Genomic DNA, 12,280 nt, shown 5'->3' with positions numbered 1-12,280 from the left:
CATCACAAGGAGTTCATCATGGCATCCACTCACTTCACTCCCGCTGTTTCCGATTTTCGCCCTGTATTCGAGTCCCTACCGGCATGGGAGACCGAGGCAACTCCCAGCACGATCGATGAGCTGAAAGAGGCACTATCGAATTACGTGGATCTCAATGGTAGTGGTGGGGTGGCGCTGGAGATCGGCCTTGATGCTCTGGAACACGCCGCTGGAAAGCAGCAAATCATCTACGAAGCCAGCCACGTTCAGCACTTGGTACTGAACGCTTTGAGAAACCCCATCAACTCCGAGTCCCCCTGCGAAATCATTCTCGCTGCAATTGGGGTCTGGGGGCTCACCGAAAATCTCGATTCGGAAACCAGAATGAATCTGATGTCGTTACTGGAAGCTTGTTTCTCTGTCGTCGACCAGAACAATTCCTGCGATGCCTGATTCTAGGGATGCAAGCTTCTCTCTCGCCTCTGTCAAATCCCCGCCCTGAAGGACGGGGTTTTACGGCGTGTGGGATAATCGGAACATAATCTATGTCTGCTGCGCGCGGTCGACCCGTTGACATGGGCAAACACCTTGAAATCATCGATGCAGCCTTGAAGATTCTGGAATCTGAAGACACGCTTACCATTGAGCGTGTTGCACGTGAAGCCGGTGTGTCTCGCAATACGGTCTACAATCATTTTGGTGATCTTGCAGAACTAGAGATTGCCGTTTTATTAAAAAAAAATGTAGAGATAATGAGGGTTTTTGATGTCTCTATCAACAAAAATCAAACATCGCGACAGGCTTTGATTGGTGCCGGATGCATAATTGCGAATGCTCTGACAGATGATGCTTTTGTTAATCTGGCTTATATTTTGATTGCAAAAAAACCGAAGAAGAAAAGGGGCCGAGAGATTCGGTCGATCGTCGATACATTTTACAGCAAATATAAATCCATTTTACAAGAAAAAGTCAAAGATATATTAGAATTGGGTGTACAACGCGGTGAACTCAGGATAAACTCGTCCAACATCAATGAAGTGGCCGAACAACTGCTGGCAATGTGGCAAGGTTTTCAGGTCATTGGCTTGCTGATCGGTGCCATCCCGCGACCATCGCAGGACGTGCAATATCAGCGTGTTGTCAATTCTGTTGATTTGATATTAAACGTTTATAGAACAGATGTATGCGTGGATTAAGCGCACTCGGGGCATCCTCTCTGGCCGAATTGCCATTGCTGGTTCCAAAGGGCTTGATCGACTATCGATCTGTCGATTGCGCCTTTTTCGAGAACGATGATTTTTGTGGGCCGGTCCGTGTCGTTTCGGCCCCTCAAAAACACCGTGAGCGTTCCATGTGGTCGTTCGATGTCGAAACCGACGGTCCCCGGTTGCGCGTCTCGTTTTTCGGGCCGCATCCTTCCGCCACTAAGGATTGGAAAGACCTTAAAGTCGGACTCAGACTGCATCTCAAGGGTGTCATTCGTCAATTTGGGCAGACGCTGACACTATCCAAGGCACAGCGCATTCCCCCTTTGTTGTATGGTCGCGTGATCCCGGCCTATCGCACTGTACCAAAGATCATCACGGGAGATCGGTTGCGTGATGAGATCGCCGTTATCCTGGATGATCAGGAACTGTATTCACAGGCACTGAATATTTTGCATAATCGCCTGGGTGAAGTTTCTCCAGGGCATGAAGCGCTGCATCAACTGTTGCAGTGCCTGCATCGTCCCTGCTCGTCCGATGTTTTTTCCTGGGCTATCGGCGAGGCCAAACGATTAAGCGTGCTGGCGATCCTGTCACGGGCGTCGACGCATCAAGAGCGCATTGAACCGCATTCTCGTATCCCTATAGACTGGTTTGGACTCATGGCGCTCAAGCAGAAGCTACCGTTTGCGTTGTCGTCCAGTCAAGAGTCTGCCATTGATGAGCTAGTCGACATTCTGGATTCTGAACGTCCGCTGCGAGCATTGCTGTCTGGTGATGTTGGGTCAGGCAAGACCATCACCTACGCTCTGCCTGCCGTTGGGGCATGGCTGGCTGGTAAACGGGTGGCGATCATGGCCCCCAATACGCCTCTGGCCACCCAGATTGCCCGTGAGATTAAAACGCATTTTTCGCAAGTCCGCGTTTCACTCCTAACAGGATCCTCCGAAGGCGAGACTCCAGATAATGCCCTCCTTGTCGGAACGACAGCCCTGATCTCACATGCCAGGCGCACGGGCTGGATAGCCGATTTCCTGATCGTCGACGAGCAGCAAAAGTTCAGTTTGGAGCAGCGTTGCGCCCTGGCGAATGAATCGACGAACATTCTGGAGGCCACAGCCACCTGTATTCCGCATACTTTGGGGATGCTCAAATATGGTGGCATGCCGGTTTTCAGGCTTCAAGGGCACGCCAAAAAGCAGATTGTCACGCGCCTTGTTGGGGAGCCGGAGAAGGCCCTGCTGATGCAGCAGGTCGAGCAGACGGTCAAGGCCGGCGAGCGGGTGATGATCATCTACCCCAAGCAAGCCCATGACGAGTCCGATCACCGGCGCAATGTTCGTGCGGCCGCTGAACGCTGGTCCACTCTACAACCTGGAAACGTGGTGCTGTTGCACGGACGGCTGTCCGACACCGAAAAAACCCAAGCCCTCAATCGGGTTCGGCTTGGTGAATGCCCGATCGTGATTGCCACTTCCATCATGGAAGTGGGGATCACGATTCCTAAACTGACACTGGGCATTGTTGTCAGTGCCGAACGTTACGGGATCTCGACATTGCATCAAATGCGCGGACGCCTGGCTCGAGAGGGCGGCCAAGGTCGATTTCTAATGTACGTGCCATTCGATATTCGGGATCCCGAGTTGAGTCGGGAGCGGGAGACCACCATCCAGCGGCTTCGTTTGCTGGAGCAAACGCAAGATGGATTTGATCTAGCGGAACGCGATGCCGCGCGGCGCGGTTATGGCGATTTACTTAATGGAGCGGAAGCCCAGCATGGTAAGTCTGCAACGCCATTTTTAGGACTCGCATTAGAACCGCACGACATGCACCGAGGCTTTGCTTAAACGAATCTGCCGGCCTGTCCCGCCCTTCGGGCGGAAGCGTGGCTACGAATCAGCTCACCCGTCTTGCGCGAGAAACCCCGTCCTTCAGGGCGGGGAGGATCAGCGCCCCCCTGGATTTTTTTCGGCAATCTTACGCGCGATCAGATCGTAGCGCAGGATATCGCGTGCCGCCGGGCGACTGGGCTGTGTCCGCCAACGCTCGACGGTCAGTCCACAGACACCCAGAAGGATTGCCCCTTCCTCATCGTTATCGACGCCCATCATAGCCCACCAGCGATCCAAGATCTCGGGCATAGATAGATTTTGAAGATCGGCTAACGGTTTGACTCGTCCGTAATAAGCGCCCTCCATAACTTTTCTGGCTTCCTCCAAAATTTCATCTGGAATATTTCGGACTCTTCCGTTTTCGATATTGACGATCTTGTCTTTTTCGAGGCCGACAGACATGGCAAAATCCGCCTGCGTCATTCCCAGTTTTTTCCGTATTCTTACTAGCTCTAATGCTCTTTCAGACAGATTTTTCGTGCTGTAGTCACCTCTTAGCGCAGTAGAGTGAAAGCTCTTTATTTGAGCTTCATCGACCGAGTCATCGACACGTAGAGGCGGGCTACTCCAGGGTATAAAGGGACTTGTGGCGACCTGCGATTTCTTCATCGTTGAAATCTCTAAAGATTGACAATCAATTAGTTAAGAAGGTTGAGAGACTGACACCATCACTGTATTAAAAGGATGCAGCTTGAGCCATTTTAGTTATCCGGCGAGCGCCTTATATCTCCGACCTGAAGAACGGGATTTTACCGCGCGTGGGATAAGGATTCTACTTTGATATGGTGCCGAAGTACGATGCTGTGTCGTGGCTTGTAATCGTCTTCGATCCATCGGCGCAGCGTGCGCTTTGAAATACCCAGATGTTCGGCGGCTTCCGTTTCCGAGCAATTCAGCATGCGACACCATTTTTGGATGATCTCGCTCATCGGAAGATCCGCGATTTCATCCGTTAATCGAGTACGATGCCCCATATTTGAATAAACCAGATTGGCACGTTCGTAGATATCCTCTGGCACAGATTGAATCTTACCCGATTCATAACCCGCGTAGCGCCCAAGCGAAATTCCCATGGATGCAGCCATATCCGCTCGCGTCATCCCGACAGCGTGCCGGATTTTCAGCAAGTATTTATTTGGCTTCAAGCGACGAGCCTTCTTGATCCGATCGCTAGTCGGTTTTCGATCGGGATCTGGAAATTCAGACAGTGCGCGCTCAAGTCCATCTATCGAAAATCCATCTGGGACGCGCCGCAAGAACTCTCTATCGATCATAGCGTATATCGATTGATCATCCTGGATAGCATTGATTGCTTCCAGAGTGCGGTCGCACAGCATGTCCGACTCTGTTTTGGAATAAAGGTCGTCAAAATTTTCCTCGCGCATTTTTGATTGCGATATGCTAGAGGCGATACGCCATGCCCAGCCTGTCATGTAGCTTGAAATACTGAGCACAGGGTTCCATTTTTTAGCGGCTTCGCCCAGAAGAGCTAACGCCAGTTCCTGCTCAATATCCTCTGCATGACCAGGAACATTGTATTTGCGAGCCGCCCATAGTGACAATCTCTGAAGCAACGGAGCTAACTTTAGAAGCGCTTGATTGGAGTCGATTTTGCCGTCTATCCAATCGCGCATGATGTCATTTTCTCGACACATCAATTCAATCTCGCGTTTTGGTTTTTCGGGTGGCCAGATGGGCTATCGTGATGCTGATTCCATTCTTTGATGGCCTCGAAAAGCTCGCCATGCTCTCCTGTGATCCAGCCGTCGACGAGGCATGTGATGGCGAATGTACCTTCAGACGCGCTATAGAGTATTTCGATGTTGCTCGTGCTATTACAGTTGCCGCAAGGATGTATTTCCGGCAGAAGCTCGGGTTTGATGCCCAAAACACTTCTGAGCCGTCCGCGAATCTCCTGTGAAATCAGCATCAGAAGCGCGATCTCCATGGGTTATTTCGATCGAGCAGTCGCCCGCGACTACCTACGGCATAGCAGTTATCATTCCAGTCGAGTAGATATTTTTTTTCCTGAAGCGCTCCAATAGAATTGTAAATATACTTGATGCTAAAGCCCGATTTTGCTACATCCTCCACCAGCTTTTGGAGAGGAATCCCCGGCCATTCCCAGGTATGGCGCATAATGATTGCTCCAGCCTGTCCTCCATAATATGTCGACTGACTCAGCATCTCCTCTGGCGGAGGAGCGACCAGAAATCCGATCGGTGCATTCAACACGACCCAACGCAAATACATATAACTTTGAAAGCGCAGGCGCACGCTGCTTGGGTCTGCGCCCAGGCCGATCGCGCAGACCTCGAAATCCAGACCGTAATCGTCTTTTTCCATACAAAAGAACCAGCGTAAAAAAGCCGGAGCGCCGGGTTTGTTGGCGAGGATCGCTTGTGCGCGCAGATTCATCAAGCGAACGAGCTTTTGCTGCAATGGGTCGTCGTAATCCTGATAACTTACAACAGCAAGCTTCGCTTGTTTTAACTCCTTCGCTCGCTCTTTTCGAGGGTCGGGTATATTTTTGACCGCGGCAACAAGAGATTCCGAAAATAAATCAGGTGGGCATGGATCAGTTTCTTCATCGCCCAGATCAACCACTGGAAAATAATCCGCAGAATCCATGTACCACTCGGCGACAGGATTTTCTCCAGAATCCATCTCAGCGGCGGGAAAATCCACATCGCCAGGAGCGTGCCAATCCCAATCCATAAGAGATGGGTCTGATTCATCCAGTTCGAAATTTGCGTCCAAAAATCCATAGCGATCCCGATGGTTTGTTGATTCTGCCATCATCAGTCTCGTGCCTCGCGATCAATTTGTTCGCGCTCGGTCGAAGATAGAAATCTGTCGATTTGCTCAAACAAGTTAATGCCCCGTTTGTATGCCCCGCTGGGACTGTGGCTTGGGCGCGGATGGTTGATGCGCGCTGATCCAACGCGATCTATGAATGCACGATCAAAGGTTAAGCGCGGAATTTTGACCGAATAAACTCGGTCGCCTCCGTAAAGAATAATAGCCTCTCCTTTGCCCAACGCCTTAAGATCATCTGGCGCGACTCGATACTGCTCTTCCTCGCGCTCGGTGTAGGAAAAACCATTGGAATCACCGGAGGATTGTGCCGGGGAGGGCTGAACGAGCGTGCTGGTTTCCGAGCGACTGTCGCTGACAGAAAGCGAACGCGCGACGCGCTTGACCTTCCCAATGAACTCGGCGGCACTCTCGGCCGTGCCCTGCGAACCGAGCTTGAAGTAGGCCTTCACCCAGGTATTACCCTCGATCATTTCGGCGAGTTCGTCAGAGACGGCGGCAAAGTTGGCATCGGTTTGCACAGCCGGCATCAGCATGATATGTGCTGACCGTGCTTGTTCAAACAAGCGACTCCAGGTCGCTGAAACGTAAGATCCGGCTTCGTCAAAAAAGCCCATATAGGGTGGGGAGGGGCGATCTTTGACCTCCAGCAGCTGAATCCAGGAGACAGCGGTTCGGAAATCGCCGACGGCCATCTTGCCGAAATTGTTCGCTGCCACATCCTTACCCATGGTCGGCAAGGCAATGTAGGTTATTTTGTTTTCGCGTATGGATCGGTGCAGCTGGACTTCGGGGGAGTAGGTGTTCATAACCTCGCCGAACTTCCCGGTGCCGAAACTGTAGAGGCGACCGCCCAATCCTCCAAAGACCTCCTTGAGTTTCTTCATGTCGATGACGCCCTCCTTCCCTGTACGGTACTGATCGAGAAAGATCTTGAGCGCCAGGGCCGCCGGATGCTGGTCTGAAACCTGGCTTACCACCTGACTTTCTAAGTAGTTGAGCGCCTTGGGCGACATCAGCAAGATCGTGAGATCAATAAAGTTGTACGCTAATTGCGCCGCCTGTAATGCGGCCACTAGGGTCGTGATGCCCTGATTGCCCGACTGTTTGTAGTAGTCGGCTCCTGCATTGGATTCGGTTGAGGGGATCAGACCGATGATGCGTGCTGATACCTCGTCCGGGTCGCCGAAGAGGATCGGGTTGTAGGTGTTGCTCTTGGACGGATCACCGGCATTGATGACTTCCAGATCATGTTCGCGCCCACACCAGGAGGCCATCCTATACAGCATTTCCAGGTTGTCGGCATCGATTTTGCCGTCCATGAACAGCAATCCGCCTCCGCGCTGGATTTGCTGAAACATCATTAGACTGGCCGCCACGGTTTTGCCCACGCCTGACTGACCGCGAATGTAGAGATGACGCATCGCGTCTTCGTTGTTGATCCAAATCGGATCGCCCGTATCGCCCGCATAGCCAAGCAACAGGGCATCCTTGATTTGACGTCCGAGTTTGGCGTTGACCACGGGCGCATCGGAGATCGTCGCGCCCTTCCATCCCTTGAACATCGGACGCTTGAACAACGCATCCAGGGCGCGTAACCCCATCCATCCGCCGCCGACGACGGCCCCCCCTGTCAGAACGGTTGGGGGGAGCCAGTCCGCCAGCATGGGGCTGGCACCAAGGACCGTCAGTCCAGCGCCTGTGAGCGCGACCGTGTCCAGGGATCCGCCAAATTTCCGGGTGATGGTCATCAGGTTTTTTATGTAAAATATGATACATACATTTTACATTGTATGACCATGTTCGGCAACGTACCCACACCGACCTATCTTCCACGCGGAGCGCCTTTGTTTGTCAGGCAATTCCACATGGAGCCCATGTGTCGCGAACACTGGGCATTGTGAAGAAGCCCCGGCCTGTTGCCAGGGCGCGAACGAGGAGAGCCGACATGGCAAAAACATTCGTTGAAGGCATCAAGACCCCGATCAAAGGGTTGGTCAGCGAGGCTAACGGGCATCAGTACCTGCCGTGGCCCACGGCCATGGCGCTCGCCGAGCGTCCGTCGCTCTCTGTCGTCCAGTTCGACAGTGGGCATCCCTACCTCGAGTTCTTCGGCGGCCTGGTGGTCGCTGTGGAAGGGCAGGTCGGGGAGCACCGGCAGCGGGTTTGGTTGCCGGTCCTGACGCATTCCAACCTGGCCTTGGCGGTCGAACGGGCAACCGCTCGCGACATCGGGGATGCGCAGTCCAGATGTCGCGCGAAGGCGTCCGCCCTGATCCATGGGGTCGGCATGAGCCTGTATGCGGGGCACGTGGACAATGTGGCCGGGTTCCTCAAGGAACTTGGGATCACACCCCAAAGCGACCTGAGCCAGATCCCCGCACCAACCGGGGACAAGCGTGGGGCGGCCTATGTCGATTGGACATCGGCCTACACCGCCGCGAAGCTGACCGACCCGAACTTCCGGTTCGAGGTCGAGATGTTCGAGGATGTCGACCCTGAAACGGGGGAAATGTCCCGCATCCCAGCACAACGGGTTCGGGGTGGCTGGATGGTGGCCGTAACCCTGCACTACAAGGGGGAGAGCCATACCGAATGGCTGCCCATCATGGGTGTCCAGGAGGTCCAGACCAAGAATGGTCGCAAGAAGATGGATCACCAACCGCTGGTGTCGCCGTCGACTCACGACTGGAACCGGGCGGTTATGCGCTGCCTGACCCGTGGCATTGCGGTGCTGACCGGCTATGGGATCGCAGTCTATGCCCGCGAGGATCTGGACGATCTCCATCGCGAGCCGATGGGAAGCCAGCCTCGGACGCCGGCGGAAACATCTGTCTCTGAGGCCAACGAGGGCAGTGACTCCTCGTCCGAGGCTGCAACCCAGGTACAGGAACCTTCAGATGAAGATCACACAAAGCTTCTGACAAGGATCGAGCGCATTTCCAACCTGGAGAGCGCTGCGATGGCTCGGACGCATCTGTCGAAGCAGTTCGCCGGAACCAAGGCACTTGAGATTTACCTCAATGCCATCGAGCGTCGGGAGGCTAAACTGGAACAACTGGCCGCCTAGCGCTTAAACCACATGCCCCATCAGCCTTGCTGGTGGGGTTTCTTTTGCGAGAAAATCTTGAGGAACTAGGATGGATAGAACAGATATCATCGGCAACCTGACCAAAGATGCTGAAGTTCGAAAAACAGCGTCTGGGCAATGTGTGTGTAATTTTACGGTTGCTGTCAATAACCGCCGAGACAAAGATAAAGCTCGTACGAAATACTATGATTGCGGGTTGTGGGGCAAACGTGCCGAATCGACCCTGCCTCAATACTTAACGAAAGGAAAAAAGGTTTGGGTTTCAGGGGATGTGAATGCTCGCGCTTACATTCCAAAGGAGGGTGGAGAACCCAAAGTTGTCTTAACCTTAATGGTTGATGAAATTGAACTTCTCGGGGGGGATGTACGGGCAAACGGCGATAACAGCGAGGGAGGCAGTCAATTATCCAGCCAATCAACTCCTCCGCCAGCTCCCAAAGCCCCAACGGCGACCACCAGTAGTTCCAGTTCAGACTGGGACGAGTCCGGGGATCTGGCCTTCTGAGGCACACCGCGTCGCCCGGTTCGACCTCGAACACATCCAACACACCGAGCCTAGCTCGGTGTTTTTTTGTCCGGCAACTCCCTCTGAAGCCACGTCATATCGACCGTGGCAAAACAGAGGAAACTCTCATGGCAGGCGTAAACAAAGTCATCCTGGTCGGGAACCTCGGCGCGGATCCCGAAATCCGCAACATGCCCAGTGGCGACCCCGTCGCCAATGTGCGGATCGCGACCAGCGAGAGTTGGAAGGATCGCAACACCGGCGAAAAGCAGGAGCGCACGGAGTGGCACAACGTCGTGTTCTTCGGCAAGCTCGCCGAGATCGTCCAACAGTATCTGCACAAGGGCTCCAAGATCTACGTCGAGGGCAAGCTACGCACCCGCAAGTGGCAGACCCAGGATGGCCAGGATCGCTATACCACGGAGGTCGTCGTCGATATGGGCGGCACCATGCAGATGCTCGATACCCGTCAGCAGCAGGGCGACGCCCCGGCTGCTCGTCCGAGCCGGCCAGCATCGGCTCCGTCACCGCGTCAGCCGGAAACGGCTGACGCTGGTGCTGACTGGGATGACGACATACCGTTCTAGTCTGGAGCACTTTAAGTGCATTCCACAAACCCACCTTGCCTATGGCTTGGTGGGTTTTCTTTTGTCTGCCAAAACGCCGCGCCCCCGACTTTTCCTGCCTCGCAAGTCCTCCTGAAGCCCGCCATCCCGACGGGTTATTATAGAAGGAGAGATTCATGAATCACCTGATCGAAAACGTCAAAGCGTCCGTATCCCTCCAGGTCTTTCTGGAGGAACACGGCGCACAATTCCGCAAAGTAGGCGGCTCTCTGCGTTCAGATTTCTGTCCATGCTGCGGCGCAGGCCGGATGGACAGCAACAAGCTCGGTCTCCACAGAGGAGACCAAAAATGGCGTTGCTTCTCTTGTGGAAGGGGAGGGGACGTCATCGATGCCGCAGCAGCACTTTGGTGCATGCCACATCGGGATGCGCTCAAGCGTCTTGCTGGGGAGCAGTGGGTCTCGGCCGCCACGCCGGTCATGCGTCGGCGACCGGTGACGGATCCGTCCGCGAATCAGGCACGCCAAGCGGCACTCAACACAGCACTTGAGCGTCTGCGCGACGGCGTGGGCAAGCTGGCCCCGGATCCCGAGGTTATTGCCTATATGACCAAGGCTCGGGGAATACCTGGGCGCATCATCGCTAAGGCCCAAGCTCAGAAGATGCTCGGCTTTCTGCCGGCCGATCCCTTCCAGGCGCGCCTGTTTCTGGAAGACACTGTTGGCCTGGATCTCATGCTGGAGGCCGGGCTTTGGAAGGAGGGCAAGAAGATCCCGGCGATTGCCTATCGACCGATCGTCTTTTTTTTGCCGGGGATGGATTCAGCCGAATTTCGGCTGTGCCGTAAACCGAACGAAGGGGAGCGCAAGGCGATCCGTTATGGATCGGCCAGTCGGCCTTGGTATTGGGCCGGGGAGGATTCCCGCTTGGCGGTCGTCGAGGGTGCAGTAGATCTGCTGTCACTCGTGGCCCTCGGGTTCAAAGGCGACATCATCGGTCTGCCTGGTGCCTCGGTCTGGCGACCCGAATGGTTCGCTGGAGCCAGTCGAGTTCTCGTGTGCCTGGATTCCGACAAAGCCGGACAGGATGCCACGACCCGGATTCTGGCCGCCTGTGAACGCCTGGGGATCCCGGCCATAGATCGCGCCCCAAAGAACGGCGACGTGAACGATAATTTGCGGAGCAAGCTGGCCGCATAAGCCAAACCCCATCGGTCTTTGACTGGTGGGGTTTTCTATTTGATGGCGTGGTTTCCGTCCCCACGGTTCATCCCCGCGCACGCGGGGAACAGGTAGCCGGAGATGATCTGGATAGTCGTGTCGACGGTTCATCCCCGCGCACGCGGGGAACAGGCCATATTGACCTCCTTTGCAGGTCAGTTGTGGGGTTCATCCCCGCGCACGCGGGGAACAGAGCGCCGCCCTTCCCGCCGTCGGTTTGATTCCCGGTTCATCCCCGCGCACGCGGGGAACAGTCACGTTGTCCGTCAGAACTGAGCTACCCCGACGGTTCATCCCCGCGCACGCGGGGAACAGGTAGTCTCCGGTGGTTGATTGAATCCAACCCTCGGTTCATCCCCGCGCACGCGGGGAACAGGGCAGGTCGAGCGTGTAGCTCGTCATCAGCCGCGGTTCATCCCCGCGCACGCGGGGAACAGTCGTGCAGGGCGCAATAGCGGGTGCTGTAGAGCGGTTCATCCCCGCGCACGCGGGGAACAGCTCAGTCGTTGAGAGCGAGCGGCCAGACCCACCGGTTCATCCCCGCGCACGCGGGGAACAGTCTTAATTTAATCAAATGTTTTATATCGTTTTTTCCAATCAAAAACAATCCTCCAAATTTTCTGTTCCCGGAAGTGGGTCATGGATGACGAGCAACCCGCCAGCGACATGCATACCGCTCATAAAAACCTATCCAAACTTGCACGAAGCTGAATAAGTCTGTTCACGTCGTCAACACCCGTGCGGGCTTTCCCCGTCTGACCCGGCTCTTACGTGCGTTTAAGGTCTCGCCTGAGCGCGTCGCGACCATACTGATCAAGGTTTTTGGCGGCGTTGAGGTCACGATCCATGACGTGTCCGCAGTCGCAGACCAGCATGCGCTGCGACAGGGGCATGTCATGGATTTGACCGCAGGCGTGACAGGTCTTGGAGGATGGAAACCAGCGATCCGCGATGACGACCGTCACGCCGCGCCAGTGGGCCTTGTATTCGATCTGCCGCCGTAGT

General features: G+C 54.7%; 13 protein-coding genes and 1 CRISPR repeat array. Of the genes, 7 read left to right on the top strand and 6 right to left on the bottom strand.

Annotated elements, in window-relative coordinates:
• From HW932_RS20930 to HW932_RS20920, 3 genes are all read left to right on the top strand, one after another.
• On the top strand, positions 1-432 hold a 432-nt coding region (locus HW932_RS20930; protein WP_222932480.1), incomplete at its 5' end, for a hypothetical protein.
• A 92-nt stretch (positions 433-524) separates the two neighbouring features.
• Complete coding sequence (locus tag HW932_RS20925; RefSeq protein ID WP_176978390.1) at positions 525-1,175, top strand: TetR/AcrR family transcriptional regulator; 651 nt, start codon at positions 525-527, stop codon at positions 1,173-1,175.
• Positions 1,176-1,228: 53 nt separating this feature from the next.
• A complete protein-coding gene (locus HW932_RS20920) occupies positions 1,229-3,031 on the top strand; it encodes a DEAD/DEAH box helicase (RefSeq protein WP_222932479.1) in 1,803 nt (600 codons plus the stop codon).
• A gap of 99 nt (positions 3,032-3,130) precedes the next feature.
• Here HW932_RS20920 and HW932_RS20915 read toward each other — a convergent pair whose 3' ends face one another.
• The 5 genes from HW932_RS20915 to HW932_RS20895 form a co-directional block, all read right to left on the bottom strand.
• A complete protein-coding gene (locus HW932_RS20915) occupies positions 3,131-3,685 on the bottom strand; it encodes a helix-turn-helix domain-containing protein (protein WP_176978388.1) in 555 nt (184 codons plus the stop codon).
• 140 nt (positions 3,686-3,825) lie between these two features.
• Complete coding sequence (locus HW932_RS20910; RefSeq protein ID WP_176978387.1) at positions 3,826-4,731, bottom strand: helix-turn-helix domain-containing protein; 906 nt, start codon at positions 4,729-4,731, stop codon at positions 3,826-3,828.
• Entirely contained in the window at positions 4,731-5,024 is a 294-nt protein-coding gene (locus HW932_RS20905; protein ID WP_176978386.1) for a hypothetical protein, read from the bottom strand. Before HW932_RS20905 ends, HW932_RS20910 begins: the two co-directional genes overlap by 1 nt.
• Entirely contained in the window at positions 5,006-5,875 is an 870-nt protein-coding gene (locus tag HW932_RS20900; protein ID WP_176978385.1) for a hypothetical protein, read from the bottom strand. Before HW932_RS20900 ends, HW932_RS20905 begins: the two co-directional genes overlap by 19 nt.
• Positions 5,876-5,877: 2 nt before the next feature.
• Positions 5,878-7,644 carry a type IV secretory system conjugative DNA transfer family protein gene (locus tag HW932_RS20895; protein ID WP_176978384.1) on the bottom strand — a complete coding sequence of 589 codons (1,767 nt, stop codon included), beginning with the start codon at positions 7,642-7,644 and terminating at the stop codon, positions 5,878-5,880.
• A 197-nt stretch (positions 7,645-7,841) separates the two neighbouring features.
• Between HW932_RS20895 and HW932_RS20890 the strand changes: the two genes are divergently transcribed.
• The 4 genes from HW932_RS20890 (at position 7,842) to HW932_RS20875 (ending at position 11,254) form a co-directional block, all read left to right on the top strand.
• Positions 7,842-8,963, top strand: coding sequence for a Sak single strand annealing protein (locus HW932_RS20890; protein ID WP_176978383.1), 1,122 nt, complete (start codon positions 7,842-7,844; stop codon positions 8,961-8,963).
• Between the two features lie 70 nt (positions 8,964-9,033).
• Entirely contained in the window at positions 9,034-9,489 is a 456-nt protein-coding gene (locus HW932_RS20885; protein ID WP_176978382.1) for a single-stranded DNA-binding protein, read from the top strand.
• Positions 9,490-9,617: 128 nt separating this feature from the next.
• On the top strand, positions 9,618-10,076 hold the full coding sequence (ssb, locus tag HW932_RS20880) for a single-stranded DNA-binding protein (protein WP_176978381.1): 459 nt from the start codon (positions 9,618-9,620) through the stop codon (positions 10,074-10,076).
• Positions 10,077-10,231: 155 nt separating this feature from the next.
• Positions 10,232-11,254 carry a toprim domain-containing protein gene (locus tag HW932_RS20875; protein WP_176978380.1) on the top strand — a complete coding sequence of 341 codons (1,023 nt, stop codon included), beginning with the start codon at positions 10,232-10,234 and terminating at the stop codon, positions 11,252-11,254.
• A gap of 63 nt (positions 11,255-11,317) precedes the next feature.
• Positions 11,318-11,834: a CRISPR direct-repeat array (repeat unit 29 nt; unit sequence CGGTTCATCCCCGCGCACGCGGGGAACAG).
• 208 nt (positions 11,835-12,042) lie between these two features.
• Here HW932_RS20875 and HW932_RS20870 read toward each other — a convergent pair.
• Positions 12,043-12,280, bottom strand: a 238-nt coding sequence (locus HW932_RS20870; RefSeq protein WP_176978379.1) for a zinc ribbon domain-containing protein, incomplete at its 5' end; no start/stop codon positions are given.

Origin of the sequence: Allochromatium humboldtianum (genome assembly GCF_013385175.1) — a bacterium.
GTDB classification, from domain to species: domain Bacteria; phylum Pseudomonadota; class Gammaproteobacteria; order Chromatiales; family Chromatiaceae; genus Thermochromatium; species Thermochromatium humboldtianum.
Note: the sequence above shows the minus strand (reverse complement) of the source record. Positions and strands in the feature narration are given on the sequence as shown.